Annotated in this window: 21 protein-coding genes; 13 read left to right on the forward strand and 8 right to left on the reverse strand. The window is 64.9% G+C overall.

The window, feature by feature from the left end; translation table 11 throughout:
- The 6 genes from AC3WUT_RS23290 to AC3WUT_RS23315 form a co-directional block, all read left to right on the forward strand.
- Nucleotides 1-232, forward strand: a 232-nt coding sequence (locus AC3WUT_RS23290; protein ID WP_492349458.1) for a GIY-YIG nuclease family protein, incomplete at its 5' end; no start/stop codon positions are given.
- Complete coding sequence (locus tag AC3WUT_RS23295) at nucleotides 229-576, forward strand: MarR family transcriptional regulator (RefSeq protein WP_492349459.1); 348 nt, start codon at nucleotides 229-231, stop codon at nucleotides 574-576. The genes AC3WUT_RS23290 and AC3WUT_RS23295, both read left to right, overlap by 4 nt.
- Before the next feature lie 359 nt (nucleotides 577-935).
- Nucleotides 936-2633: a 2-isopropylmalate synthase gene (gene leuA / locus AC3WUT_RS23300; protein WP_492349460.1), complete on the forward strand. Its 1698-nt coding sequence runs from the start codon at nucleotides 936-938 to the stop codon at nucleotides 2631-2633.
- Nucleotides 2630-3130 carry a GNAT family N-acetyltransferase gene (locus AC3WUT_RS23305; protein ID WP_492349461.1) on the forward strand — a complete coding sequence of 167 codons (501 nt, stop codon included), beginning with the start codon at nucleotides 2630-2632 and terminating at the stop codon, nucleotides 3128-3130. Before leuA ends, AC3WUT_RS23305 begins: the two co-directional genes overlap by 4 nt.
- A gap of 112 nt (nucleotides 3131-3242) precedes the next feature.
- Nucleotides 3243-4127 carry an HDOD domain-containing protein gene (locus tag AC3WUT_RS23310; protein ID WP_492349462.1) on the forward strand — a complete coding sequence of 295 codons (885 nt, stop codon included), beginning with the start codon at nucleotides 3243-3245 and terminating at the stop codon, nucleotides 4125-4127.
- Nucleotides 4128-4342: 215 nt separating this feature from the next.
- Entirely contained in the window at nucleotides 4343-5686 is a 1344-nt protein-coding gene (locus tag AC3WUT_RS23315; protein WP_492349585.1) for an MATE family efflux transporter, read from the forward strand.
- Nucleotides 5687-5707: 21 nt separating this feature from the next.
- On the opposite strand, the gene AC3WUT_RS23320 is transcribed toward AC3WUT_RS23315, so the two are convergent.
- Complete coding sequence (locus AC3WUT_RS23320) at nucleotides 5708-6385, reverse strand: GntR family transcriptional regulator (RefSeq protein WP_492349463.1); 678 nt, start codon at nucleotides 6383-6385, stop codon at nucleotides 5708-5710.
- Between the two features lie 117 nt (nucleotides 6386-6502).
- Here AC3WUT_RS23320 and AC3WUT_RS23325 point away from each other — a divergent pair, with 117 nt between their 5' ends.
- The 3 genes from AC3WUT_RS23325 to AC3WUT_RS23335 are packed head-to-tail and all read left to right on the forward strand — an operon-like array spanning nucleotide 6503 to nucleotide 10051.
- Nucleotides 6503-8200: a thiamine pyrophosphate-binding protein gene (locus AC3WUT_RS23325; protein WP_492349464.1), complete on the forward strand. Its 1698-nt coding sequence runs from the start codon at nucleotides 6503-6505 to the stop codon at nucleotides 8198-8200.
- 37 nt (nucleotides 8201-8237) lie between these two features.
- Nucleotides 8238-9218 carry a tripartite tricarboxylate transporter substrate binding protein gene (locus AC3WUT_RS23330; RefSeq protein WP_492349465.1) on the forward strand — a complete coding sequence of 327 codons (981 nt, stop codon included), beginning with the start codon at nucleotides 8238-8240 and terminating at the stop codon, nucleotides 9216-9218.
- A gap of 11 nt (nucleotides 9219-9229) precedes the next feature.
- The gene (locus AC3WUT_RS23335; protein WP_492349466.1) at nucleotides 9230-10051 is read left to right on the forward strand and encodes a VOC family protein; all 822 of its coding nucleotides are present in this window, start codon (nucleotides 9230-9232) and stop codon (nucleotides 10049-10051) included.
- Between the two features lie 128 nt (nucleotides 10052-10179).
- Here the strand turns inward: AC3WUT_RS23335 and infA are convergent, their stop codons facing one another.
- Both infA and AC3WUT_RS23345 read right to left on the reverse strand, forming a co-directional pair.
- Entirely contained in the window at nucleotides 10180-10434 is a 255-nt protein-coding gene (gene infA, locus AC3WUT_RS23340) for a translation initiation factor IF-1 (protein WP_019573714.1), read from the reverse strand.
- 15 nt (nucleotides 10435-10449) lie between these two features.
- Complete coding sequence (locus AC3WUT_RS23345) at nucleotides 10450-10668, reverse strand: DUF6566 family protein (RefSeq protein WP_027474877.1); 219 nt, start codon at nucleotides 10666-10668, stop codon at nucleotides 10450-10452.
- Between the two features lie 599 nt (nucleotides 10669-11267).
- On the opposite strand from AC3WUT_RS23345, the gene AC3WUT_RS23350 reads away from it, so the two are divergent.
- On the forward strand, nucleotides 11268-15719 hold the full coding sequence (locus AC3WUT_RS23350) for an EAL domain-containing protein (RefSeq protein WP_492349467.1): 4452 nt from the start codon (nucleotides 11268-11270) through the stop codon (nucleotides 15717-15719).
- A gap of 29 nt (nucleotides 15720-15748) precedes the next feature.
- Here AC3WUT_RS23350 and AC3WUT_RS23355 read toward each other — a convergent pair whose 3' ends face one another.
- A complete protein-coding gene (locus tag AC3WUT_RS23355; RefSeq protein WP_492349468.1) occupies nucleotides 15749-18406 on the reverse strand; it encodes a sensor domain-containing phosphodiesterase in 2658 nt (885 codons plus the stop codon).
- A 1277-nt stretch (nucleotides 18407-19683) separates the two neighbouring features.
- Entirely contained in the window at nucleotides 19684-20205 is a 522-nt protein-coding gene (locus AC3WUT_RS23360; RefSeq protein ID WP_492349469.1) for a Spy/CpxP family protein refolding chaperone, read from the reverse strand.
- Between the two features lie 197 nt (nucleotides 20206-20402).
- Here AC3WUT_RS23360 and AC3WUT_RS23365 point away from each other — a divergent pair, with 197 nt between their 5' ends.
- A complete protein-coding gene (locus AC3WUT_RS23365) occupies nucleotides 20403-21383 on the forward strand; it encodes a recombination-associated protein RdgC (protein ID WP_492349470.1) in 981 nt (326 codons plus the stop codon).
- A 59-nt stretch (nucleotides 21384-21442) separates the two neighbouring features.
- Nucleotides 21443-22693, forward strand: coding sequence for a nucleoside recognition domain-containing protein (locus tag AC3WUT_RS23370; RefSeq protein ID WP_492349471.1), 1251 nt, complete (start codon nucleotides 21443-21445; stop codon nucleotides 22691-22693).
- Between the two features lie 7 nt (nucleotides 22694-22700).
- On the opposite strand, the gene AC3WUT_RS23375 is transcribed toward AC3WUT_RS23370, so the two are convergent.
- The 3 genes from AC3WUT_RS23375 to AC3WUT_RS23385 all read right to left on the reverse strand — a co-directional run bounded on the left by AC3WUT_RS23375 (nucleotide 22701) and on the right by AC3WUT_RS23385 (nucleotide 23638).
- Nucleotides 22701-22895, reverse strand: a complete 195-nt coding sequence (locus tag AC3WUT_RS23375) for a YgaP family membrane protein (RefSeq protein WP_492349472.1) — start codon at nucleotides 22893-22895, stop codon at nucleotides 22701-22703.
- 69 nt (nucleotides 22896-22964) lie between these two features.
- Nucleotides 22965-23444, reverse strand: a complete 480-nt coding sequence (cueR, locus tag AC3WUT_RS23380; protein ID WP_492349473.1) for a Cu(I)-responsive transcriptional regulator — start codon at nucleotides 23442-23444, stop codon at nucleotides 22965-22967.
- Complete coding sequence (locus AC3WUT_RS23385; RefSeq protein ID WP_492349474.1) at nucleotides 23441-23638, reverse strand: heavy-metal-associated domain-containing protein; 198 nt, start codon at nucleotides 23636-23638, stop codon at nucleotides 23441-23443. The genes cueR and AC3WUT_RS23385 overlap by 4 nt, the downstream gene beginning before the upstream one ends.
- Before the next feature lie 145 nt (nucleotides 23639-23783).
- Between AC3WUT_RS23385 and AC3WUT_RS23390 the strand changes: the two genes are divergently transcribed.
- On the forward strand, nucleotides 23784-26015 hold the full coding sequence (locus AC3WUT_RS23390; protein ID WP_492349475.1) for a heavy metal translocating P-type ATPase: 2232 nt from the start codon (nucleotides 23784-23786) through the stop codon (nucleotides 26013-26015).
- Nucleotides 26016-26033 lie beyond the last annotated feature (18 nt).

The raw sequence follows: 26033 nt of genomic DNA on the forward strand, positions 1-26033 counted from the left end.
AATCGCTGGTTGGCGGCGCAGCACAAATCTGCCGCTTGAAGACCGGTTATGCACTCCGATTTTCAGGGGCAACCTCAAGCTGCAGGCCGGGTGGAATTGCAGCGGCGAGGACGGACTCGCCTTCGAAGTGCTGGAACTCGTGAAGGAACGCCAGGATGAGAGTTTCGACTATGCGGGCGAACTGAAAGCGTTGGAGCAGATTCACCGCGAACTGCAAGGGCTGGCACCATGAGCGAAGAAGCCTTGCAGGCCTGCGTGGATCGACACCTGGAGCACTCGGCGATCGTGTTCAAGCTCGACGATGAACTCGGCACACATCACGGCCTGTCGTGGACCGATTTCGTGCTGCTGACGGTGCTGGATGCCGCCGGCAGCGCTATGCCCACGGCGGCGCTGGCACGCAGCTTGCGGATGTCCGCCTCGCACTTGCTGCTTCGGCTGCTGCCGCTGGAGAAGACAGGGCTGGTTGAGCGCACGGCAGATGGCGATGGCAAGCGCCACGTCGCGCTGCGTGCAACGGGCCGGCGCCTGCTGCACGAGGCGCGAGGCACCGCCACAAGGGCCTGCGCGCCCTAATTTGCGGGCGGGCGCCCCCCGGCCCCGGGCGAAAGCAGGCGCTACGTCGAAGCGGCTATCGCAGCGATAGGCAGGGTACGCAGGCCCTTAGAAAAAAGCTGTGATAGCATTTCGCCCATGCAACGCCAGCAAACCACCTCCCTGAAGCTAAGCCTAGTGCTCGGCCGGGGTCTGCTCGCGTTCGTGTCCTGAGCTTCGCGCTCTTCCAAGACTTCCCCCTGACCCCGGCCCACGAACCAGCCTTTGCCTAGCGCAAAGGGCTGCAGGGGATGTCGTCGCCTTCTCTTAGTTTTCTTTGTTTCGACCCTTGCGGCCGCGCCCGGACACCCAGGCGCCGCCAACTGTTCGTGGAGCCCGACATGATTGCCAACCCGTCTGCCAAGTACGCCCCTTTTGCCCCGATCGCCCTCGCTGATCGCCAGTGGCCCTCGCGCACCATCACCCAGGCCCCCTTGTGGTTGTCCACCGACTTGCGCGATGGCAACCAGGCCTTGTTCGAGCCGATGAACGCCGAGCGCAAGATGAGTCTGTTCATGGAGTTGGTGCGCATCGGCTTCAAGCAGATCGAGGTGGGCTTCCCAGCCGCCTCGCAGACCGACTTTGACTTTGTGCGCAAGCTCATCGAGGAAAAGCTGATTCCCGATGACGTGACCATCATGGTCATGACCCAGTCGCGCGAAGACCTGATTGCCCGCACGGTGCTGGCCGTGAAAGGCGCCCCACGTGCCATCGTGCACCTGTACAACGCCACCGCACCCGCCTGGCGCCGCATCGTGTTCGGCATGAGCGTGCCGCAGGTGATGGGCCTGATTGCCCACCACGTGGGCTACCTCAAGCAGCTCACCGACGCCCAGCCCGACACCCGCTGGACCTTGCAGTACTCGCCCGAGACCTTCAGCGCCACCGAGCTCGAAGTGTCGCTCCAGGCCTGCCACACGGCCATCAACAGCTGGGGCGCGGGCCCGGGCAGGGAGGTGATCATCAACCTGCCCACCACCGTGGAGAACGCCACCGCCAACGTGTTTGCCGACCAGATTGAATGGATGCACCGCCACCTGGTGCCACGTGAGCACATTGTGTTGTCGGTGCACCCGCACAACGACCGGGGCACAGGCGTGGCGGCGGCCGAGTTCGCCATGATGGCGGGCGCCGACCGGGTGGAAGGCTGCCTGTTCGGCAACGGCGAGCGCTGCGGCAATGTGGACATCGTGACGCTGGCGCTCAATCTGTACACCCAGGGCGTACACCCTCAGCTCGATTTTTCGGACATCACCGCCGTGGCCCGTGTGGCCGAAGAGTGCACCTCGATCCCGGTGCACCCCCGCCACCCCTATGCAGGCGACCTGGTCTTCACGGCGTTTTCGGGCTCGCACCAGGATGCGATCAAGAAGGGTTTTGCCGCCCAGGACCCGAACGGCCTGTGGGAGGTGCCCTACTTGCCGATCGACCCGGCCGACCTCGGCCGCACCTATGACAGCGTGATCCGGGTGAACAGCCAATCGGGCAAGGGCGGTATCGCCTTCTTGCTGGAGCGCGAGCGTGGCGTGGTGATGCCGCGCCGCATGCAGGTCGAGTTCAGCGCGGTGGTGCAACGCCAGACCGATGCCAGCGAAACCGAGATCAATGGCGAAGACATCTGGACCTTGTTCCGTCACACCTATCTGCGCGGCAGCAGCAGCGGCACCGATGCCATCCAGTACCACGGCCACACCCTGGACAGCAGCGGCCAGGGCATCGAGCTGGACCTGAGCATCCAGGGCGTGCGCCAACGCCTGTCTGGTCAGGGCAACGGCCCGATTGCCGCCACCGTGGATGCCTTGGGTCTGCCGATGCGGGTGGACAGCTACGAAGAACGCGCCACCGGCAGCGGTGCCGATGCCCAGGCGTTGGCCATCGTCGAGGCCGCACTCGAAGGCGTGGCCGGCAGCGGCTTTGGTGTGGGCATGAGCCACAACATCGTGACCGCCTCGATCCAGGCCGTGATCAGCGTGGCCAACCGCTTGCAGGAGCGTCGCCCGGCGCGGGATGCCGAAACGAATGCCAAGGTGGACGCATGAGCGCGCGCGAGCCACAGAGTGCCTTGGCCTGGCCCATCCGGCCCGCGGGCCCGGGTGACACCGATGCGATCCAGGCCCTGATGGTGGCTGCCACCATCCGCTCGATCTGGCCCACGCTGGAAGCCAGTGCCCGTGATCGGGTGCTGGCGAGCTACGCGCGGGCCGGGCTGCGCCAGCGCCTGGGCGATGGACAGCAGCCGTTCTGGGTGGCGCTGGACGCCGAAGGCGGCGACCCCTGCGGCGTGATCGCCCTGCAGGGCGTGCGCAAGCTGCAGTACCTGTTCGTGCGCCCACGCTGGCAAGGCCGGGGCATCGCCCGTGCCCTGTGGCAGGTGGCGCGCGAACACGCACTCCAGCAGCAGGCCGACACGGCACCGTTCACGGTGAATGCCTCGCTCAATGCGGTGGCGGCCTACGAAAAGCTGGGCTTTGTGATCGATGGGGCGGCTCAGGAAGAGGCCGGCTGGCGCTGGCAACCCATGCAAGCCCGGGTCTGACAACCCGGGCCGTCGAACACGGGAGGCCAGGGTAAGCACGGTCCCACGAAGACCTTGACCTGCGGCAGTCACAAAATGACACTAGCCGGACTCTCCCCTGCCCAATCCACCGATGGACATCACCGCCCCCCACGCCAGCGATGAAACGCCGGCCCCCGTGTTCCTGAAGTGGCCTTTGCGCGACCTGCGCACCTGGGTACGGCACTTCATGCGGGCCGAAATTCCGGTGCTGGCCAGCACGGCCCAGGCCTTGGAGGAACTGCGGGCCCGCGAGGACGACATCGGGCCTGGCGACCTGGGGCCGGTGCTGCGCGCCGACCCCTTGATGACGGTGAAGTTCATGGCCCATGTGGCGACACTGCGCCGCGATGAAGACGACACGGAAACCGAGAGCATCACCAGTGCGCTGGTCATGACAGGCATCACGCCGTTCTTCAACCGATTCGGGCCACAACCCACGGTCGAGGATCGCCTGCGTGAACAGCCCGAGGCACTGGAGGCCCTGTACGAGGTGCTGCAACGCAGCGAGCGCGCGGCCCATTTCGCCATGGCTTTTGCTGTGCACCGCAGTGACACCGACATCGACATGATCCACGAGGCCGCCTTTCTGCACGACTTCGCAGAGTTGCTGATGTGGTGCCATGCGCCTGACCTGATGCTGCAGGTGCGCCATGCCCAGCAACGCGACCCGGGTCTGCGCAGCGTGCTGGCGCAGCGCAGCCTGCTCAATGTCGAACTCGACGACCTGCGTCAGGCGCTGCTGCGCCTGTGGCACCTGCCCCGGCTGCTGATCCGCATCAGTGACGGCAAGCATGCCGATCACCCCAGTGTGCAGAACGTGGTGCTGGCCTCACGCCTGGCCCGCCACACCATGAAAGGCTGGGACAACCCGGCTCTGGGCAGCGACATCGAGGAACTGGCCAAGCTGCTCAACGCCAGCCCACGCGTGACGCTGGCCTTTCTGCACAAGGTCGACTCTGCAGCCGCCCCAGGCTGATCGGCCTGCCGTCCAAGCCCCCCTGATCCGGCGCGCGCGGACCCGTGTCTTGCGCGCGCCAGCAGGAAATGGACAAGTCACCCATAATTGATGCATATACATCTATTTAAGCCAAGGCCCTTCGGTCCGTTGGCCATCGAGACACCATGCATCCCAGACCTGCCCTGGCCACCGCCACCACCGCCGCTACGGCGGCCCCCACCCAGCCCCCAGCCATGGACCCGCGCACCCGGCTGCTGCTGGAAGGGCCGATCGCGCCCACCTTGCTGCGCCTGGCCGCTCCCAATGTGGTCGTGATGGTGGCCCAGGCCGCCGCTGGCCTGATCGAAACCTGGTTTGTGGGCCGGCTGGGCACCGATGCGCTGGCGGGCATGGCGCTGGTGTTTCCGGTGGTGATGTTGATGCAGATGATGTCGGCCGGCGCCATGGGCGGGGGCATTGCCTCGGCCATTGCCCGGGCGCTGGGCGCCCATCGGCGCCACGATGCCCACGCGCTGGTGTTTCATGCGCTGGTGTTGTCGGGCCTGTTCGGCCTGGCCTTCACGGCGGCGGCGCTGCTGGGTGGAGCCCCCCTGTATGCCGCCATGGGCGGACAGGGAGGGTCGCTTCAAGCCGCGCTGACCTACTCGAACTGGGTGTTTGCCGGCGCCGTGCTGGTGTGGTTGTTCAACTCGCTGGCCTCGGTGATCCGGGGCACCGGCAACATGGCCCTGCCGGCTCAGGTGATCAGCGTGGGCACGCTGCTGCTGCTGCCGGTGTCACCGCTGCTGATTTTCGGCTGGGGCCCGGTGCCGGCCATGGGCATTGCCGGCGGCGCCCTGGCTCTGCTGCTGTATTACGCAGGCGGCTCGGTGGCGCTGGGTCTGTGGTTGCTGTCGCCCCGCAGCCTGCTGCGCCCCACCTGGGCCGATGCGAGACTGCGCTGGCCTTTGTTCAGTGACATCTTGCGCGTGGGCCTGGCCGGTGCAATCTCAACGGTGGCGACCAATGTGGCCATCGCGATAGCCACCGGGTTGGCCGGGCGCTTCGGGCCTGAGGCCATTGCCGGCTATGGCACGGCATCGCGGCTGGAGTACCTGCTGGTCCCGCTGGTGTTTGGCTTCGGGGGGCCGCTGGTCGCCATGGTGGGGACAGCGATGGGGGCAGGGCGGCGTGACCGGGCCTTGCGCGCCACCTGGATCGGGGCGGCCATGGCGGTGACCCTGTGCGAGCTGATCGGGCTGGCAGCCGCGGCCTTTCCACACGCCTGGTTGTCGCTGTTCGACAGCGATGCCGGCATGCAGGCGGTGGGGGCGCAATACCTGCGCATCGTGGGGCCGGTGTATGGGCTGTTCGGCCTGGGTCTGATCCTGTACTTTGCTTCGCAAGGGGCGGGGCGCCTGCTGTGGCCGGTGCTGGGCAACATCGCTCGGCTGGTGATTGCAGCGGCGGGCGGCTGGTTGGCCTGGCGCGCCGGCTGGGGGCTGGCCGGGGTGTTTGCGGCCCAGGCTTTGGCCTTGGCTGCCTATGGCGGCATCAATGCCGCAGCCATCGCCAAAGGGGTGTGGTTCAGCGACTGAGCCGATGCCGCCGGCCTTGCGTCAGGCGGCTTCGAGACGGGCCAGCGCCAGGCGGATGGCCTCGGCAATCTGGTCACGGCGCAGGGCAATGTGCTCACTCAAGCCTTGTTCGGCCGCCGCCGCATCGCGACGGCGCAAGGCCTCCAGGATGGCCTGATGTTCTTGCTGGGTGGAGTCACGGCCCACGTGCTCCATGTCAATCCAACGGATGAAACGGATGCGGTCGTTCAGGCTCGCCAGCATGCGCTGCAACTCAGCGTTGCCCGACATGGCGGCAAGACGCTGGTGAAAAGCTTCGTCGAGGGCAACCAACTCAGCCATGGGCGTATCGGCAGGCACGCCACGGCTGTGGCTCAAAAAAGCCTGTGTTTCATCCAGTTGCTCGGGGGTGCCACGCAACAGGGCCAGGCGCAGGCATTCGCGTTCCACCGCCACCCGCGCCTCGTACAGATCGAGCGTCTCCTGCACATCCAGCGGGCGCCGCATGAAACCCCGCGAGCAGGGCTGCAGAAACCCCTCGGTCACCAGCCGGTTGAGTGCCTCGCGCACGGGGGTTCGGCTGACACCCAGGCGGGCCGCCAGTTCAATCTCGCTCAAGCGTTCGCCCGGCTTGAGCTGGCAGCTGATGGCCATCTCACGCAAGGTATTGAACACACCGCTGCCGCGTTCGCGCCGGATCGAGGAAATGGGGGCTTTCATGGGTCTGGATTGTGCCTCTGGACGCGTCGCCTGATTTAAGTATACTTAAATCGAAACATGCCTTTCGAGGCCAACCCGCTGCTGGCAGCAGCCCCACTTTCACGCAATGGATGGTCCATGAGCTCTTCTTTCAACGGCGCCGACGGCCTGGTGCGCATGCTGCAACTCAATGGGGTGAAGCACATCTTCGGCCTGTGCGGTGATACCAGCCTGCCTTTCTATGACGCGATGGCCCGGTTGGACCACGGCATCGACCACATCCTGACGCGCGACGAACGCAGTGCCGGCTACATGGCCGACGGCTATGCCCGGGTGACTGGCAAGGTGGGCGTGTGCGAAGGCCCCAGTGGCGGCGGCGCCACTTACCTGTTGCCGGGCCTGGTGGAAGCGAATGAGTCGTCGGTGCCGGTGCTGGGCATCACCTCCGATGTGTCGGTGGGGGCCCGTGGCAAGTTTCCGCTGACCGAATTGGATCAGCAGGCGCTGTACAAGCCGCTGACCAAGTGGAACACCACCATCGACCGGGTGGACCAGATCCCCGGCGCGGTGCGCAGCGCCTTTCGGGCCATGACCACGGGCCGCCCCGGGGCGGCCCACATCGCCTTGCCTTACGACGTGCAAAAGCATGCGCTCGACCCTGCCGATGTCTGGGCCCAGCCCGGGCACGACCACGTACCGGCCTACCGCAGCGCGCCCGATCCGGTGGCCATCGAGCAGGCGGCCGAGCGCCTGGTGGCCGCTCGCTCCCCCGTGATCATCTGCGGCGGCGGGGTGGTGATTGCTGGCGCCTGCGAGGCCCTGGCCACCTTGGCCACCCACCTCAACGCGCCGGTGTGCACCACCGTGAGTGGCCAGGGCAGCCTGGCCGACACGCACCCCCTGAATGCCGGGGTGGTGGGCACCAACGGCGGCGTGGCCGCCACCCGCGCCGTGGTGGCGCAAGCCGACCTGGTGCTGTTTGTGGGCTGCCGCGCCGGCTCGACCACCACCGAGCACTGGCAGATGCCGCCGCGCAGCGTCACCATCGTGCACCTGGACGTGGACCCCATGACCATTGCCACCAACTACCGCACCGACGTCGCTCTGGTGGGCGATGCCCTGCTGGGCCTGCAGGCCTTGGCAGCCGCGGTGGCCCAGCGGGCCGCCCGGCGACCGGCTGATGTGGCCGATGGCCGAGCCCTGGCCGCCCGGGCACGGGCTGAAAAGCAGGCTTTCTTTGCCCCGCTGGCCGCTTCGCTGGACCGCCCGATCAAGCCCGAGCGGGTGGTCGATCTGCTCAACCGGCTGCTGCCGGCCCGGGCCATCGTGGTGGCCGATCCGGGCACACCTTGCCCTTACTTTTCGGCCTACTTCAATGCCCCCCAGGCAGGGCGGCATTTCATCACCAACCGGGCGCACGGCGCGCTGGGCTTTTCAATGTCAGCCGGCGTGGGGGCGGCCTTCGGGCAGCCTGACTCGGTGGTGGTGTCGGTCATGGGTGACGGCAGCTTCGGCTTCACCTGCGGCGAACTGGAGACCATCGTCCGGCGCAACGTCCCGCTGAAGATGATTGTGTTTTCCAACTCGGTGTATGGCTGGATCAAGGCCAGCCAGAAGACGGGCTATGAACAGCGCTATTTTTCAGTCGACTTCAACCGCACCCAGCACGCCCGCGTGGCCGAAGCCTTTGGGGTGAAGGCCTGGCGGGTGGAAGACCCATCCGAACTCGAAGCCGCGCTCAAGGCCGCCCTCATGCACGACGGCCCCGCCCTGGTCGACGTGATCTCGCAGGAATTGCAGGACACTGCCGTACCTGTCAGCCAGTGGATGGGTTGACCCCTCTCCAACATTGCCACCCACCAGGAGTCTGCCCATGTCCGACCTCCCTCTGCACCGCCGCCACGCCCTGAGCCTGCTGGGCGCAGCCGCCCTGGCGCTGTCGCCCGTGGCCCGAGCCGACAGCGACACCCCGCTCAAGCTGGTGATCACCTTTCCACCGGGAGGCAGCACCGACATCGCGGCGCGCATCCTGCAGCCGCGCCTGTCCGAGAAGCTTGGCCGTCCCGTGGTGATCGAAAACCGCCCGGGGGCCGCCAGCCAGGTGGCCACGCAATACGTCGCCAAATCAGCCCCCGATGGCAACACCCTGCTGGTCAGCTTCGACACCCATGCCATCAACCCAATCGCCAAACCACGCCTGCCGTACGACACATTCAAGGATTTCACGGGCGTGTCGCTGGCCTTGCGTTTCCCTTTGGTGATTGCTGCATCGGCTTCAGTACCGGCGCGTGATCTGCGCGGCTTCATCGAAGCGGCCCGCAAAGCGCCCGGGAAATTCAGCTATGCCTCCACCGGGCTGGGTTCGATGAACCACCTGGTGATGGAAGACCTCAAGCGGCGCGCCGGCATCTTTGTGCTGCACGTGCCTTTCGGCGGCGGCGGCCCGGCGGTGCAGGCCGTGCTCGGCGATGTGACCAGCCTGACCCTGCTGAGCTATGCCGCGCTGCGCAGTCAGATTGCAGCCGGCAAACTCAAGGCACTGGCCGTCACCGGGGCACGACGCCTGCCGGAACTGCCCGAGGTCCCCACCGTGGCCGAATCGGGCTATCCCGGCTTCGAGGCCTATTCGTGGATCGGGATCTTTGCCCCCTCGGGCACGGCCGCAGCCACGGTACGGCAACTGACCGACGCTTTTCAGGCCACACTCAACAGCCCGGACATCCACCAGAAACTCAGCCTGGCAGGTTTTGAGGTGATGGCCACCGACGGCCCAGCCCTCGACCGCCACCTGAAGGATGAATATGAACGCTGGGGTTTGTTCGTGCGCCAGACCCATCTGAAACTCGACGACTAGAAAGAACCGCCATGCCCCTGCCACTCGATCACATCGTCATTGCCGTGCACAGGCTGGATCAGGCCATCACCGACTACCGGGCGCTGGGCTTTCAGGTCTTGATCGGTGGGCGGCACAACGGACGCACCTCGCACAACGCGCTGGTGGTGTTCCAGGACGGCAGCTACCTGGAACTGATCGCCTGGGAGGGCCCAGCCCCCCAGGAGCGCTGGTACAACACCTTGCAAAATGCCGGCGAAGGCCTGGTCGACTTCGCCCTGCTGCCCGGCGACACCACCGAGGTGTTGAACGCGGCGCGCGCCCGTGGCCTGCTCAGCCTGGAGGGCCCCTTTGACGGCGCCCGCCTGCGCCCCGACGGGGCCCAACTGCGCTGGCAGACTGCGCGCCATGCCAGCCCCGACCTGCCGTTTCTGTGCGGTGACATCAGCCCGCGGGCGCTGCGGGTGTCCGAGTTGCCAGCCGATCGTTTGCACCCCAATGGCAGCCTGGGCGTGGCCAGACTGGACATCGCCGTGCAGGCCTTGCCAACCTCGCTGACACGCTACCAGGCCTTGTTGGGTCCCGATCTTCAAGCCGGCCCTGTGTTGCTCGACGAAGGCGTGCAGCAAATCAGCCTGTTCTTGGGGGCCACCGAGTTGCGCTTGCAAAGCCCTGCCCCGGACGAGGCGGGCAATGCACGGGCCCAGGCACTGAAACACCGCCTGGCCACACGCGGCGAAGGACCCTGCACCCTGGTGTTGCGCGGCGAACCCGCAGCCCAACCGGTCGAACTGCCTTTTGAACTCAGCCACGGTGTGGCCCTGAGCTGGGCATCGCCACTGAAGCGTCCCTGAAAACACGAAACCCCACGCCAGGTGGGGTTTGCAACCACGCCCGCACGCAAGGCAGACTGGTCATGGATGGCCTGACAGCTCAATCGCTGAAAGACCTTGGGCTGAAGCGACTCAGCCCTTGGCAGCGATCAACGCGGACGGCGCGGCACCATCGGGCCACGGCCTTCGATGTGGCGGAACTTGATGCGGCCCTTGCTCAGGTCATAGGGCGACAGTTCCAGCGACACCTTGTCGCCAGCCAGAATGCGGATGTGGTTCTTGCGCATCTTGCCGGCCGAATAGGCAATCAGTTCGTGACCGTTGTCCAGCGTGACACGGAAACGCGTGTCAGGCAGCACTTCGTTCACAACACCCATCATTTCAATCAGCTCTTCCTTGGCCATGGTGCTTTCCTTTAATTACGGTGTCAGGAGTTGAGGGCGCGCAAGGTCGCGTACCCATTGGATGCCCTGTTCGATGGCATAGCCCGAAGCAGCGGCACGTGTCGAAAACTGGGGGGTGAAACGCATCACCCGGTCGGTACTGGCGCTGCCACGGCCACTGGCGATGGAAACCTGGGAGGCAAAAGCGCCGTCTTCCAGTTCGCGGGCGCAGGCAGCAATTCGGTACTTGCCCATCTGAATGGGGTCTGAAGCAGTTGTTGAGTTCGAGTTGAAAATCATCAAGGGGTTGAAAAGACCTGGGTCAGCTGTGACCAAATGGTCCCGGACAAAAAATACTGGCAGCCCCAAATGCCTAGGGAGCCCGTCCTGAACAACCAGAGAACCCGGCCACAACTGGCGCGAACCCGGCAACGCGCCAGCAGTGGCAGCGTCAACAGAAGGGGAAAGCCGCCAGCGCCCCGCATGGTGCGTGAGCTGACGGACACGCCACAAGCAGGGCTGGACCGACAACCCCCTCTGCCGGGGGTGGGCGCATCCGCTCAACCAGTGAACAGGCGCAGTCAGTCGCCAAGGGCGATCCCGCAATGTAACACACTCGCCCCAAAAACGCTGCTGCTGGATTCCGTTGCAAAAATGTCAGTCCTGTGTCGAGCCCCAATTGACGACCCCTCTGCCATCTGAAACCATTGGTCACAATTTCCTTGCTTTACTTTTTCGCAAGGGCTGTGAGTTGTCCGTTTGAGCGCCTTCATTGATTATTCCCTCTCGCCTGGGCAGCCGGCCCTGCCGACCGGTCTCCAGTGCCATCTTCGATGTGCCGCTCGGGCACGGTCATGAGCACGGACACCCGTCCGGTCTCCGCAGCGTCAACCCCCCACCTGCCCGATCTGGCCACTGCCCCCCACTTTGATCGTCTGGTGCGCCTGGCAGCCACCTTGTGCGGTACGCGCCAGGCCTGGTTTGCGGTGTGGCAGGACCAGGTCCCCGTGGTGGTGGCCGGCACCGGGGTCACACTGGGCCCCATGCGGTGGACAAGTGCATTGCATGCCGCATGGTCCGAGGCCGCAGACGGGACGATCCGCCAGTTTTCTCCGCAACAGGACCCGGCCTGGGCCGGCCACCCCTGGGTGCAGGGGCCGCCCGGCCTGTGCTTTCTGGCCGGCGTGGACCTGCGCAGCCGTGACGGCGAACGCATGGGCATGCTGTGTGTCGCTGATTCGCAGGCACGAGAGCTGGACACCGAACAACGCGAAGCCCTGGACGCCCTGGCCTCGCAAGCCTTGCTGCTGCTGGAGTTCGGGCGCCAGCAATCCCGCTGGAACGACGCAGAGACACAGAACCGCCAAGCTCGCCAATGGCAGCAACTGCAAAGACAGGCCCAGCGCATTGCCGGGCAGGTGGCAGAAGTCGGCGGGTGGATCCTGACCCTGCCGGATCGCCAGTTTGTCTGGTCGCCCGAAGTGGCCCACATCCATGGTGTGAGTCCCGAAACCACCATCACGGCGGAACAGGCCTTTGCCTTCTACCTGCCCGACGATCAGCAACGCTTGAACACCGCCTACCGGGCCTGCGTGCGCGAGGGCGCCCGGTTCGAGCTTGAACTGATGCTGCGCCGCGCCGACGGCCAGGCCATCTGGGTACGGCTGATCGGCGAAGCCGTGCGTGACGAACAGGGCACCACCGTGGCAGTGCAGGGGGCCCTGGAGAACATCGATGCCCGCAAGCGTGAGGTTGAAACCCGGCTGGCCATCGTGCGCATGCAGCAAGAGATCGCCAACGCCGAACTCGACCTGGACGGCGTTCTGGAGTTGATGGCCCGGCGCGCTGCCGAGTTGACCGGTGCCGAAGGCAGCTCGGTCGAGCTGGTGGACGCGCTGGATTGTGTCTGCATGGCCTGCGCCGGCACGCTGAGTGCCTATGTGGGCCGGCGCATCGCGCTGCACGACACGTTGGCAGGCCAGGTGCTGCTGCAAAACAACACCGTGCGCTGCCAGGACACTGAGCAAGACCCGCGCGTCCAGGTTTCGCTGGCCCGCGCACTGGGAGTGCGCTCGTTGATCGTGGCACCACTCAAGGCGGGCGAGCAGGTGCTGGGGGTGATCCGGGTGGTCTCGGGCCGACCCGAGGCCTTCAGCCTGCGCGATGAAACCAACTTGCAGATCCTGGTCCTGACACTGGGCGGTGTGATTCAGCGCCAGCGCCTGGGGGCCAAATTGCAGGCCTCGGAAGCCCAGTACCGATTGCTCTTCGACCTGAACCCACAGCCCATGTGGGTGCACAGCATCGGTGACATGCGCATGCTGGCCGCCAACAAGGCCATGGTGGCGCACTACGGCTACAGCCATGAGGAACTGCGCCACATGAAGGCGCCCGAATTCTGGGTCGACGACAGCGAAGCCTCGCGTCAGGAGCGACTGGCATCGATCCAGCGCGGTGACGTGCAGATCAACACGCCACGCTGCCACCGCCGGCGCGACGGCACGCTGATGGATGTGGAAGTGACAGCCAACACCATCACCTTCGACGGTGAGGCGGCCCGGCTGGTGATCGCCACCGACGTGACCGAACGGCAACGCGCCGCGCGCGACCAGCAGCGCCTGACTCGGGCCCAACTGACCCTCAGCGCCTGCAACGAAGCGCTGGTGCGTGCCAACACCGAACTGGGCCTGCTGGAGGACGTGACCCGCACCTTGGTCGACATCGGCGGCTACCGCCTGGCCTGGGTGACTTACTTGGGGCTGGACGAGCCCCAGCAGCAGATCAGGGCCGTGGCCCGATACGGCCAGGGTGGTGGATTTCTGGAACAACTGGACCAGGCCGATGCCCCGCCAAGCCCCATGGCCCAGGCCTTGCTCGACGGACGACTGTTGATCCTGGCGGATCTGCAGCAAAGCCCGGACTGGGCGGCCTGGAGATCCAAGGCGCTGCAACATGGGCTGCGCGGCCTGGTGTGCCTGCCTCTGCGCGTCGGCGCTCGCCGTCTGGGCCTGTTGACACTGCACTCGGACGAAGCGTGCCGGATCAGCCATGCCGAAGAGCAGTTGCTCCAGTCCCTGTCCAACGATCTGGCCTTTGGCATCAGCAACCTGCGGGCCCAGGAAGAGCAGAACCGCCTGCAACATGCCGTACTGAAGCTGGCCACGGCCGTGTCGGCCAGCACCGGCACGGCGTTCTTCGATCAACTGGCCCGCAACATGGCCGAGGCCCTGGATGCGCAGGCCGGTTTCGTGGCCCGATTGCTACCGGCCACGGCAGACTCACCCGCTCGCCTGCGCCTGATTGCGGCCCAGGTGGCTGGGCAGGCCATCGCCCAAGCCGATTACCTGCTCGCCGGGACCCCCTGTGAACAAGTGCTGAAAGACGGCATGGGATTGGTGCGCAAAGAACTGGCCTGTGCCTATCCCGGCATGGCGGGGCACGCGCCGGCGGTGGCCTATGTGGGCCGGCGCCTGGACAACGCGGCCGGTGAACCGGTGGGCCTGGTGTTTGCCCTGTTCGAGCGACCGCTGGCCCAGACCAGCTTTCTGGTGTCGGCCCTGCACATCTTTGCCGCGCGCGCCGGCGCCGAACTGGCCCGCTTGGCCGCAGACAGCCAGATCCGCGATCAAGCGTCGCTGCTGGACAAGGCCCAAGACGCCATCATCGTGCGCCGCATCGATGGCGGGCTGAGCTATTGGAACAAGGGAGCTGAACGCCTGTACGGCTTCACCGCCGCCCAGGCCCTGGACCCCGAGATCGGCCTGTGCATCGAACGTGAGCACCTGCACTTCGATCTTGATCCCGCGCACCTGCTGCAAGACGGCGAATGGAGCGGCGAAATTGAACAACAGCGCCAGGATGGCAGCTCGCTCACCGTGGAGAGCCGGTGGACCCTGGTGCACGATGCCTTCGGTACGCCTGAGGCGATTCTGTCGATCAACACCGATGTGACGGCCCGCAAACAGGCGGAACAGCAGATCCAGCGCCTGGCCTTCTTCGATGCCCTGACCGAACTGCCCAACCGCCAGCTGTTGATGGACCGCCTGCAGCATGCACTCGCCAGCAGCACACGCACCGGCGCAGGCGGGGCCTTGCTGTTCATCGATCTGGACAACTTCAAAACCCTCAACGACACCTTGGGCCATGACCAGGGTGACGAGCTGCTGCGCCAGGTGGCGCGGCGCCTGAGCGCCTGCGTGCGTGAATCGGACACGGTGGCCCGCCTGGGTGGGGACGAGTTCGTGGTGATGCTGGAAAACCTGGGCCAGGCCCACCAGGACGTGATCGAACACGCCAGCCGCATCGGGGGCAAGGTGCTGGCCACCATGGCGGCGCCGTTCCTGCTGGCCGGCCAACAGCATGAAAGCAGTTGCAGCATTGGCGTGGCCCCCTTCATGGATGGCAACAGCGGCATCAGCGAACTGCTCAAGCAGGCCGACCTGGCCATGTACCAGGCCAAGACGGCCGGGCGCAACACGCTGCGCTTCTTCGACCCGGCCATGCAGGCCGAAGTCAGTGCCCGCGCCACCCTGGAAGCGGCACTGCGCCAGGCACTGGCCCGGGGCGAGCTGATGCTGCACTACCAGCCACAGACCGAACAGGGCCGGCACGTCAGTGGGGTGGAAGCACTGGTGCGCTGGCGCCACCCGGTGCGCGGCATGGTGTCACCTGCCGAGTTCATCCCGCTGGCCGAAGATACCGGGCTGATCATTCCCATCGGGCGCTGGGTGCTCGACACGGCCTGCAGCCTGCTCGCACGCTGGGCCGGACAGGTCGAGACCGAGTCCCTGAGCGTGGCCGTGAACGTCAGTTCACGCCAATTCAAACACCCTGATTTTGTGCAACACGTGATCAGCGCACTGGACGCCCACGGAGCCCGACCGGACCGGCTCAAGCTGGAGCTGACCGAAAGCCTGCTGGTGGACGACATGGACGCCATCATTGAACGCATGGGTCAGTTGAAAAACCTGGGGGTGGGATTCTCGCTGGACGACTTTGGCACCGGCTACTCCAGCCTCAGCTACCTCAAGCGCCTGCCGCTGGACCAGCTCAAGATCGACCAGTCCTTCGTGCGCGATGTGCTCACCGATCCCAACGACGCGGCCATCGTGCGCACCATCATCAACCTGGGCCGCAGCCTGGGGCTGGCGGTGATCGCAGAAGGCGTCGAATCACGTGACCAGCAAGACTTTCTCGCACGCCACGACTGCCATGCCTTCCAGGGCTACGCCTTCGGCAAGCCGATGGCCGATCAGGAACTGAGCCAGTTCCTGAGCCGCAACCAGAACCTGCAGCCGATGCACTGAAGTGCAGGGCAGGCCTGCGGGTCCCGGCGTCAGGCCGGGGCCTCGCCCCGGGTACAGCTGGCCAGCCAGGGCAACAAGGGGGTGGGGCGCGCAAAGTGATACCCCTGCAGCCCATCGCATCCGTGGGCAAACAGGAACGCCACCTGGCGTTCGTTCTCCACCCCTTCGGCAATCACCTGCAGCCGGAACTGGCGCGCCATCAACAGCACCGAACGCACGATGGCCACATCGCCTTCATCCTCTGGAATGCCATCGATGAAACTGCGATCGATCTTGATCTCATGGATCGGCAGCCGCTTGAGGTAGCCCAGGCTGGAAAAACCCGTGCCGAAATCATCGATCGAGAAACGGATGCCCAGTGCGATCAGCTCGTTCATCTGTGACTGCACGCTGTCTGAACGCTCCAGCAGCAAGCCTTCGGTGATTTCGAAGATCAGGCGGTTGGCCGGGGCACCACTGCGTTGCAACAGGGCGCGCACCCGCTCCACGAAATCAGGCTGGCGGAACTGCCTGGGGCTCACGTTCACCGACAACGGAAACGCCAGCCCGGCCGCCTGCAACTGCAGCAAGGCCTGCACGGCCTGCTCCAGCACCCATTCACCCAGGGGCACGATCAGGCCCGAGGTCTCGGCCACAGGGATGAACTCCACCGGCGACACCGCTCCTCGCACCGGGTGTTGCCAACGGATCAACAATTCGGCCCCGATCACCACCTGCCCGGTGCTGAACTGGGGTTGCACGTGCAGCGACAGTTGCTGATCCTGCAGCGCGTGCTTGAGGTCTTCTTCGATCAAAAACCGCTTTTCGATCTCGGTCTGCATACCGGGCTCGAACAAGGCCACCCGGTTGGCCCCGGTGGCCTTGGCATGGTTCATGGCGGCGTCAGCCTGGCGCAGCACATCTTCAGCGTCGGGGTAGGCCCCCTGATCCGACCCCTGATCGAGTTGTGGGCACACGGTGACGCCCAGGCTGGCGGTCACGCTGAAGCTCTGGTCTCCCAGCGGCAGGGGTTGCAGCAAGGCCACCCGCAACTGCTCGGCCAGGGCCTGAGCCTGTTGCCACGGAAGCAACGATGCAGAACGCGGCAGATGTGGCAACAGCACCACGAACTCGTCGGCTCCCAGGCGGGCCAGGATGGCGTCCGGGCCCAGCGATTCACTCAACCGCCGCGCCACACTGCGCAACAGCACATCGCCCTGGCCATGGCCTCGCGCATGGTTGAGGCGCTTGAAGCCGTCAAGATCCACATGGATGACGGCACCCGACCCTTCGGGCGGGCAAGCCTGCAGCCACTCGAACAGCTTGGCCACCATCAATGCCCGGTTGGGCAGGCTGGTCAGCGGGTCATAGTAGGCACGCCGGAAGTTGTCCTCATCGGTCAACTTGCGTTCGGTGATGTCGGTGTGGGTCCCGATCATGCGCAAGGGGCAACCCTGGGCATCCCGGGCCACCACCAGACCACGGCTGAGGATCCATTTCCATTGTCCGTCGCGGCAACGTGCCCGGTGCTCGTTGCGAAACAAAGGGGCGACACCCTCGAAATGCTGCTGGCGGGCCGCCTGGTGGGCGGCCAGGTCTTCCGGATGCACCCAGGCATCGGGATCGTCGCCCGGCAACGCTTCAGCCTCGCCGTAGCCATACAAGGCGCGGTACTGAGGCGAAAAATAGTGCTCGTTGCTTTCGATGTTCCAGTCCCAGACCCCGGCAGCAGCCCCCTCGAGTGCGAATTTCCAGCGTGCCTCGGCCTCGCGCAGTTCCTGCTCGGCACGGCGGCGGTCAGAGATTCGGATGAAAAGCCCGTGCCAGAGCACCGAGCCGTCAGGCTCCATGGTCGGCCTCGACTTGCCCTGAAACCACTCCAGCCGGCCGTCTGGCAGATGGCTGCGGAACTCCATGGACCAGGGCGTCAGCGTCTTTTCGCAAGCCAGCACCGATTGCCTCATCGCTTCGCGGTCATCGGCATGCAATTGCTCAAAAAACGGCGCTGCGTCGGCTTTCAAGACCTCCGGCGCCAAGCCGAACAGATCCAGGAACGCATGGCTGGCAAAAGGAAACGACCCGACACCGGGCGAAGACAGGCGAAATTGATAGATCGCCGTCGGCATCCAACGGGCCAACTGGTTCAGCTGTTGTTCACAGGCCGCCCCTAGGCGCTCCTTGTGGCTCAGCCGTTGATGGGTCGCCGCCAGCTCGATCTGGCGACGGCGCAATTCCAGGCGTGCCATGACCAGATCGGCCAGCAGACGCAGTTGGACCCGATCCGCTTCGAGCCACTGACGTGGCGAAGAATCCAAAGCACACAGGCTGCCCAGCAGATGGCCTTCATCATTGATCAAAGGCACGCCGGCATAGGCGCGGATCTGGGGCCCGTCCAACACCAGAGGATGCTGGGCAAAACGGGGGTCGATGCTGGCGTCATCCACCGTCAGCATTTGACCTGTGGACAACATTTCGCGGCAAAACGACTGCTCCAGGGGCAATTGTTCCAGCGAAAACCCCACCCGGGACTTGAACCACCAGCGTGGGTCATCCAGAAAGCCCACCAAGGCCGTCGACACCCCCAGCAAACGGGTGGCCAACTGGGTCAATTCGTCAAAAGGGGCCTCGGCTTCGGTGTCGAGCACTTGATAGCGCTGCAAGCTGAGCTTTCGGGCCTGCTCCTGCCCCGGGTTTCCCATCCAGTTCATGAACGTGCGCAGCCCGTCCACCGTAACCGGTTGGCATCGCAGCGCATGGGTATCGGCGTGTGAAAGCACCACCCATGCAGGCGACGTTCACCGGACCCATCCGTGTTTGGAACAGAAAAAAGCATCAAAAAAGGGAGGACAAACAGGTTTTGCCAGGGCACAGACCCAGCAGCGAACCGTGATTCTGGCGACAAAAACGCGTTCAAAGCGCCAAAACGGGCAATTTTTACATTCCAGACCGACGGAAAAGAGCGGAAATCATTTATGACCCGCATTTCAATCACATTTGGGGCCACCCAGTTGTCCCTGACTTCTTCTTTGTATTCAATATATTGAAATAGTAGTAGTAGTAAGGGGCGTCCTAGTCTGTGGATAACTCATCTTTCTCTATCTTTGACAATAACTTGCAGATGATTGAAGCCTGTGCGCAGCTCTGCTCTCAAGGTGTTTCACTTTCATCAACAACTTTGGCTTGATGCGCCAGCCTGTGGACAAGCAGGGGCTTGTTCTGGATTTATCCCCAAACTTGTCCCGTGCAGACCCTCTTTGGAGGGCTCGAACAGCGTTGATCAATAAAACAACAGTCAACCAACGCCGTTGGCTGAAGGGACGCGCGACAGGGCTTTTTTGCCCATCTGCTGTGGCCTGAGCCCTGCTTCAACGATTTTGGAGCGCCTGAGTTGGCGAAGGCTGGCCTGTGATGCAAGGGGTCACCCTGCCGGACCTGGAAAAAAAGAGCTTGTACAGGGGTTTCTGGTGCTCTGGGCAGCGCACAACCGGGTCATCAAGGCTGTTCAGGTCGGACGGCCTGTGTGGTCAGGGTGGCCGAAGACCTTTGAACTTGTTTTTCAGACGCCCGATTCGTTGCTCACCACAGCACCCCATTCAAGAAAAACGCGTCTTCCATGGACCCGTGCGGGTGTCCCTGACTTCTTCTTTGTATTTAATTTATTTAAATAGTAGTAGTAGTAAGCAAGGTACTTTTCTGTGGATAAGTCACTTTTTTCTATTTAAATCAAATACTTGTCACACTTCAAACGTTGTGGGACGAGGCCTGGGAATTTCGGGCTTGGCCGGGGACAACTGGGATCGCTGCGCGGCGGCTGTGGACAAACCCCGAGTTGTTCTTGCGCTATCCCCAGGGTTTTCCGCGGCATTTTGACTCGTAAATTTCATAATGCAAAAAACAAACCCCCCAGGACCTGACGGTGCTGGGGGGTTGCGCGTGATCAATCTTGGAAGGGTCTGGCGTCCTGTGTTGTGCTGGCCTCCTTTTCTCAGGCTGGGTGATGGGGGTGGTGCATGCCGTGTTCTGGGCCTGACCTGGGGGCCATCAGGCGCTGGGCTTCGGCATCAAACACTTTTTGCTGTTCGGCATCGAGTGCTGCATAAAGCGCCTTGGTCGCCTGGTGCCGCTGGCCCATGCTTTGAGCGCGCTGCTGGTGCAGGGTTTCCAGTCGGTCCAGGCGCTCAGGCGTGCTGAGCTGGGCCAGTTCGGCCCGGTCAGGCCGGGTGGGTGGGGAGGCCGGCGGTTTGATCGCGTTGGTGAAGGCCGTCCAGGCGGTTTCCTGATCGGCCCGCAATTTGAGCCGGGCCTTGAGTTCGGCACTGTGGCGTTCGAATCGGGCCAGTCGGCGGGCCGGGTCGGGTCGATGGTGGCCTGAGTCGCTGAACTGCATGCTGCGTGGGGAGGGCGTGTTTGTCACCCCATCCGTGGTGGGGGCCGCCTGGGCCAGACCGATGCAGGCCGTGGCGACCAGCAGGTAGGCAGACCATCCGATCTTGGTCAGTGATTTCATGGCTTTCCTTTCAGGGGAGCTGGCGTGCCGGGGGGCACATCAACAGGGTTCCCAGTCTGCTGGGATGCTGTTTCGCGGCCATGAGTGGGCGGTGAGACTAAGTAAAGCTGCAGGCCCCCGCCAGCCCTCACAATGGAGGGGTGGGGACCTGTCGAAATTCACAGTTCCCGGATGCCTTTTTGATTCAAGGGATTTCAGTGTTCAAGAATTTGATTGTTTACCGCCTGGGTGAAGGCTGGACGGCCTCCATGGAAGAGGTGGAAGCGGCGCTCGACAAGGTGCGCTACGTGGAATGCGGTGCCAGCCAGGAGAAATCCGTCGGCTGGGTCGAACCCCGTGGCGATGCCCACGGCCCCTTGCTGGAGTCGGTGGGCGGGCAGTGGATCCTGAAGTTCATGATCGAGGTGAAAAGCGTGCCCGGCTCGGTGCTCAATCGCAAGGCCAAGGAACGGGCCCAGCAGATCGAGCAGACCACCGGCCGCAAGCCCGGCAAGAAGGAAACCAAGGAACTCAAGGAAGAGATCAAGCACAGCCTGCTGCCGATGGCCTTTTCCAAGCAGGGCTCGGTGTTGGTCTGGATCGATCAGTCGGCGCGCCTGCTGATGATCGAAGCGGGCAGCCAGGGGCGGGCCGATGAGGTGGTGACCGCTCTGGTCAAGTCGCTCGATGGTTTTGCCGTGGCCCTGCTCGACACCCAGATCAGCCCGGTGAGCGCCATGGCCGAGTGGCTGACCACCCAGGAGCCACCGGCGGGCTTTGCCATTGAGCAGGAATGCGAGCTCAAGGCCGGAGATGAATCCAAGTCGGTGGTGCGCTACGCCCGCCACCCGCTCGACAACGACGAGGTCAAGCAACACATCGCCCAGGGCAAGCTGCCCACCCGGCTGGCCTTGAGTTGGGATGACCGGGTCTCCTTCATGCTGACCGAGGGCATGCAGCTCAAGAAAATCAGTTTCCAGGACGTGGTGTTCGAGGGTAAATCGGCCGACGACGGTGGTTTTGACGCCGATGTGGCCATCGCCACCGGTGAATTGGTGCAGATGCTGCCCGACCTGATCAATGCGCTGGGGGGCGAAGCCCAGCGACCCAGCCTGGCCCCGGCGGAGGCCCAGGCCGCGCAGCCGGTGGCCCCGGGGGCGGCAGCCTCGGCAGACGAGGACGATTCGCCGCCTTTCTGAGTGCGCTGACTTCGGCTGAAATCTGCTGATATTTGCTGACATTTGACTGAAATTTCGCCATGGCCTTGAACTTTGTCTGGGTCGGTCTGTTCGGCGCGGCTTTTGCCGCTGCGCTGTGGCGTTGGCTGGTGGGGGGGGATGCCGCGGCCTTTCCGGGCCTGCTCGGGGCCATGTTCGATTCAGCCCGGTCGGGCTTTGAGTTGTCGCTGGGCCTGGCCGGCATCATGACCTTGTGGCTGGGCCTGATGCGTGTCGGCGAAAAGGCCGGCATGGTGGCCAGCCTGGCGCGGCTGGCCAGCCCGGTGCTGCGACGTCTGTTTCCGGAGGTGCCGGCCGGGCATGCGGCGCAAGGGGCGATGACGCTCAATCTGTCGGCCAACCTGCTGGGTCTGGACAATGCCGCCACGCCGCTGGGTTTGCAGGCCATGCGGGAGTTGCAGACGCTCAACCCCCAGCCGGAGGTGGCCAGCCATGCGCAGGTGATGTTCGTGGTGCTCAACACCGCCGGCCTGACGCTGATCCCGAGCTCGGTGATTGCCATCCGGCAGAGCGTGGCCTTGAAGCAGGGCCTGCTGTCCTTCAATGCCGCCGATATTTTCTTGCCCACCTTGGTGGTCACCCTCACGTCCTTGCTGGCCGGCGTGCTGGCGGTGGCGGTGGCCCAGCGCATGGCCTGGTGGCGGCCCCGTTTCTGGCTGACCGGGCTGGCGGCGGTGGCTGGCCTGCTGGCGTTGGTGGCCGGCCTGGCCAGCCTGCCAGCCGAGCAGGCTTCTCGCCTCACGGGGGCGGTGGGGGCTTTTCTGATTGTGGCGCTGGTGATGCTGTTTCTCGGGGTGGGCAGCTGGCGCCGGGTACCGGTCTACGAGGCCTTCATCGACGGTGCCCGCGAAGGCTTCAGCGTGGCGGTGCAGATCGTGCCCTACCTGGTGGCGATGCTGGTGGCGGTGGGGGCGTTCCGTGCGGCTGGCTGCATGGATGCCCTGATGGGCTGGTTGGGCCAGGGCGTGTCGGCCCTGGGTTGGGACACGGCTTTTCTGCCCGCCTTGCCGGTGGGGTTGATGAAGGTGCTTTCAGGTGCCGGGGCGCGTGGGCTGATGGTCGACGTGTTGCAGACCCACGGCGTGGATTCGTTTGTGGGACGCCTGGCCGCCATCATCCAGGGATCGACTGAAACCACGTTCTACGTGCTGGCCGTGTATTTCGGCAGCGTGGGCATCCGCCACACCCGCCATGCCCTGGTGTGTGCCCTGGTGGCCGACGCCGTGGGCCTGTTGGCGGCCATTGGCGTGGCCTATGCGCTGTGGCGCTGAAACCGCTTCAATCCTTGCGCAGGCCGCAGGTGTTCCAGCCCAGCAATTGGTAAGGCGGGCACCAGCCCAGCAGACCGGTGGCCAGCGGCACAACACCGATCCAGCCCCACAGCCCCACGGTGCCCGTGGCTGCCAGGGCCACCAGCACGGCGCCCACGGCAATGCGCAGGATGCGGTCGATACCGCCGACGTTCTTGGTCATGAATAGCTCCAGAAGGGTTGTTGAAGACTGAATTTGATACCCCACGGGGTATCATCGACATGATCTGTGTCAATGTTCTACCGATGGGCACGAGCCCGCACAGGGGTTGGCTTCAGCCTCATGCAGGCCCGCCAGGTCGTCCAGGATCGGGCATTCCGGGCGTTCGTCACCCGAGCAGCACTGCAGCAGGTGTTGCAGCGAGCGTTGCATGGCCTGCATGGCCGCGATGCGGCGCGACAACTCATCCACATGGTGTTGGGCGATGCGTTTGACACTGGCGCTGGTGCGTTCCTGATTGCCCCACAGGCCCAGCAGTTCGGCGATCTCGGCCATCGAAAAACCCAGCTCGCGGCTGCGCCGGATGAAGCGCAGCCGATGCACATCGGCCTGACCATACAGGCGGTAACCGCTGTCGGTGCGTTGCACGGCAGCGAGCAGGCCCAATGATTCGTAGTGACGGACCATCTTGGCCGACACCCCGGCCAGGCGAGCCGCTTCCCCGATCTGCACGGGCCCGGTGTCTTGGCGGCGCTGTGGGCTCGGTGTCATGCGGCGACGGCGTAGCCTTCCTCGGCGATGGCCGCGGCCAGGGGTTCGCGAGGTTTTTCGCTTTGTACCGTGACCTGACCGCTTGGGCGGTCGATCTGCACCTGGGCCAGAGGGTCGACAGCCTTGACGGCTTGGGTGACGGCGCGTTCGCAATGGCCGCAGGTCATGCCCTGCACTTGAAATTGATGTTCCATGAGCTTTCTCCTGAAGGGGTCTGGATTCAGACCGTGGGGGTGATGATCAAGCTTGCCACCGTGGGAAGGTCAAGCCTTGCGGTGTATTTTGGCGGCTCTTTTTTTCATTGACCTTGCCATGGTGGGAGGCTTTAGGCTTGTCAACATGACTTCTCCATCTTCGATTGACGCTTCCCCCCGGTCCGAGCCGGCTTCGACCGACGTCTGCACGCTGGACATCGGCATTGGCGGCATGACCTGTGCCTCTTGCGTGAGCCGGGTTGAGCGTGCGCTGCGCAAGGTGCCTGGTGTCCAGCAGGCCACCGTGAACCTGGCCACCGAATCGGCCCGGGTGGTGGTGCAGGCCAGCCCCCAGGCGGAAGCCCTGTTGCGTCGCTCGGTGCGGGACGCCGGTTATGAGCCCCGGGTGGCCGGCCTGGAAGATCCCGCCGAGCTGTCGCCGTGGTCGGGTTTCGGGCCGGTGGCCTTGGGTTTGCTGCTGTCATTGCCCCTGGTGGTGCCCATGTTGGGCGACCTGGCGGGCCGGCACTGGATGCTGCCGGCCTGGTGGCAATGGCTGTTGGCCACGCCGGTGCAGTTCGGTCTTGGCGCCCGTTTCTACAAGGCGGGCTGGCATGCCTTGAAAGCGGGCACGGGCAACATGGACCTGCTGGTGTCGCTGGGCACATCCGCGGGCTATGGCCTGTCGATCTGGCTGTGGCTGAACACGCCGCCCGATCAGATGCCCCACCTGTATTTCGAGGCCTCGGCCGTGGTGATCACCTTGGTTCTGCTGGGCAAGTGGCTGGAGGCCCGCGCCAAACGCCAGACCACCTCAGCGATCCGCGCCTTGCATGCCCTGCGTCCCGATCAGGCCCACTTGTTGACGGCCGAGGGCGAGGTGGACGTGCCCTTGGGTGAGGTGCTGGTAGGCGATCGGCTGGTGGTGCGACCGGGCGAACGCCTGCCCGTGGACGGTCTGGTGCAAGAGGGCGAGTCCCAGGTCGATGAATCCATGCTCACCGGCGAGCCTTTGCCGGTACCCAAGGCGCTGGGCGCCGTCCTGACCGGCGGCTCGATCAATGGCGAAGGCCGATTGCTGATGCAGGTGACGGCCGTGGGTCAGGAGACGGTGCTGGCAGCCATCATCCGGCTGGTGGAGGACGCCCAGGCGGGCAAGCCGCCCATCCAGCGGCTGGCCGACCAGGTGTCTGCCGTTTTTGTGCCGGTGGTGCTGGGCCTGGCCCTGATCACCCTCGGGGCCTGGTGGTGGCATGCCGGGGCCTTGGAGCCGGCGCTGATCCATGCGGTGGCGGTGCTGGTGATTGCCTGCCCCTGTGCGCTGGGCCTGGCCACACCGGCGGCCATCATGGCCGGAACCGGGGTGGCGGCACGCCATGGCATTCTCATCAAGGATGCCCAGGCGCTGGAATTGGCTCGCCGGGTCGACACCGTGGTGTTCGACAAGACCGGCACCCTGACCGTGGGGCAGCCGCGCTTGCTGGCGTTCGAGCCCGCACCCGGCCTGGCGCCGTCGCCCTTGTTGCTGGCGGCGGCCAGTCTGCAGGCCGGCAGCGAGCACCCGCTGGCCCGGGCGGTGTTGGCCGAGGCCCAACAGCGTGGGCTGGTGTTGCAGGCGGCCAACGCGGTGCAGGCGGTGGTCGGGCGCGGCAGCCAGGGCGAGGTGGCCGGCCAGGCATGGCTGCTGGGCAGCTTGCGCTGGATGAATGAACTGGGACTGGCCCCCGGCTGGTTGCCGGCGCCGCTGGCCGCCTTGCAAGCCCAGGGCGCGACGGTGTCGGTGCTGATGCGCCGCCGGCCCGAGGGGCTGGAGGCCTGCGCCTTGTTGGGTTTTGCCGATGAACCCAAACCGGGCGCGGCCCAGGCCCTGTCGGGGCTGCGCGATCGTGGGCTGCGGATCCTGATGCTGTCGGGTGACAACCGGGTCGCGGCGCTGGCCATGGGCCAACGCCTGGGCCTGGGCCCGGACGAGGTGATGGCCGAGGTGCTGCCGGCCGACAAGGCGGCGCACATCCGCGATCTGAAACAGGCGGGTGCCACGGTGCTGATGGTGGGCGATGGCGTCAACGATGCCCCGGCTCTGGCCGCGGCCGATGTGGGCATGGCCATGGGCACCGGGACCGATGTGGCGATGCACGCTGCCGGCATCACGCTGATGCGTGGCGACGTGGCCCTGGTCGGCCAGGCGCTGGAGGTGTCACGGCGCACGGTGGCCAAGATCTGGCAGAACCTGTTCTGGGCGTTTGCCTACAACGTGGCGGGCCTGCCCCTGGCGGCATTGGGCTTCCTCAGCCCGGTGGTGGCCGGTGCTGCCATGGCCTTGAGCTCGGTCAGCGTGATGACCAATGCCCTGTTGCTCAAGCGCTGGAGACCCTGAAGTCGCTCGGGTTGTTCT

The organism is Curvibacter sp. EU05-FHT14A10, assembly GCF_058791075.1.

What these genes read in the sequence shown, in the direction of transcription:
- leuA (WP_492349460.1), top strand. Translation starts at nt 936, where the DNA reads ATGATTGCCAACCCGTCTGCCAAGTACGCCCCTTTTGCCCCGATCGCC.
- AC3WUT_RS23375 (WP_492349472.1), bottom strand. Translation starts at nt 22,895, where the DNA reads ATGACCAAGAACGTCGGCGGTATCGACCGCATCCTGCGCATTGCCGTG.
- AC3WUT_RS23385 (WP_492349474.1), bottom strand. Translation starts at nt 23,638, where the DNA reads ATGGAACATCAATTTCAAGTGCAGGGCATGACCTGCGGCCATTGCGAA.
- cueR (WP_492349473.1), bottom strand. Translation starts at nt 23,444, where the DNA reads ATGACACCGAGCCCACAGCGCCGCCAAGACACCGGGCCCGTGCAGATC.
- AC3WUT_RS23370 (WP_492349471.1), top strand. Translation starts at nt 21,443, where the DNA reads ATGGCCTTGAACTTTGTCTGGGTCGGTCTGTTCGGCGCGGCTTTTGCC.
- AC3WUT_RS23320 (WP_492349463.1), bottom strand. Translation starts at nt 6,385, where the DNA reads ATGAAAGCCCCCATTTCCTCGATCCGGCGCGAACGCGGCAGCGGTGTG.
- AC3WUT_RS23360 (WP_492349469.1), bottom strand. Translation starts at nt 20,205, where the DNA reads ATGAAATCACTGACCAAGATCGGATGGTCTGCCTACCTGCTGGTCGCC.
- AC3WUT_RS23355 (WP_492349468.1), bottom strand. Translation starts at nt 18,406, where the DNA reads ATGAACTGGATGGGAAACCCGGGGCAGGAGCAGGCCCGAAAGCTCAGC.
- AC3WUT_RS23325 (WP_492349464.1), top strand. Translation starts at nt 6,503, where the DNA reads ATGAGCTCTTCTTTCAACGGCGCCGACGGCCTGGTGCGCATGCTGCAA.
- AC3WUT_RS23350 (WP_492349467.1), top strand. Translation starts at nt 11,268, where the DNA reads ATGAGCACGGACACCCGTCCGGTCTCCGCAGCGTCAACCCCCCACCTG.
- AC3WUT_RS23315 (WP_492349585.1), top strand. Translation starts at nt 4,343, where the DNA reads ATGGACCCGCGCACCCGGCTGCTGCTGGAAGGGCCGATCGCGCCCACC.
- AC3WUT_RS23390 (WP_492349475.1), top strand. Translation starts at nt 23,784, where the DNA reads ATGACTTCTCCATCTTCGATTGACGCTTCCCCCCGGTCCGAGCCGGCT.
- infA (WP_019573714.1), bottom strand. Translation starts at nt 10,434, where the DNA reads ATGGCCAAGGAAGAGCTGATTGAAATGATGGGTGTTGTGAACGAAGTG.
- AC3WUT_RS23330 (WP_492349465.1), top strand. Translation starts at nt 8,238, where the DNA reads ATGTCCGACCTCCCTCTGCACCGCCGCCACGCCCTGAGCCTGCTGGGC.
- AC3WUT_RS23305 (WP_492349461.1), top strand. Translation starts at nt 2,630, where the DNA reads ATGAGCGCGCGCGAGCCACAGAGTGCCTTGGCCTGGCCCATCCGGCCC.
- AC3WUT_RS23335 (WP_492349466.1), top strand. Translation starts at nt 9,230, where the DNA reads ATGCCCCTGCCACTCGATCACATCGTCATTGCCGTGCACAGGCTGGAT.
- AC3WUT_RS23345 (WP_027474877.1), bottom strand. Translation starts at nt 10,668, where the DNA reads ATGGGCAAGTACCGAATTGCTGCCTGCGCCCGCGAACTGGAAGACGGC.
- AC3WUT_RS23295 (WP_492349459.1), top strand. Translation starts at nt 229, where the DNA reads ATGAGCGAAGAAGCCTTGCAGGCCTGCGTGGATCGACACCTGGAGCAC.
- AC3WUT_RS23310 (WP_492349462.1), top strand. Translation starts at nt 3,243, where the DNA reads ATGGACATCACCGCCCCCCACGCCAGCGATGAAACGCCGGCCCCCGTG.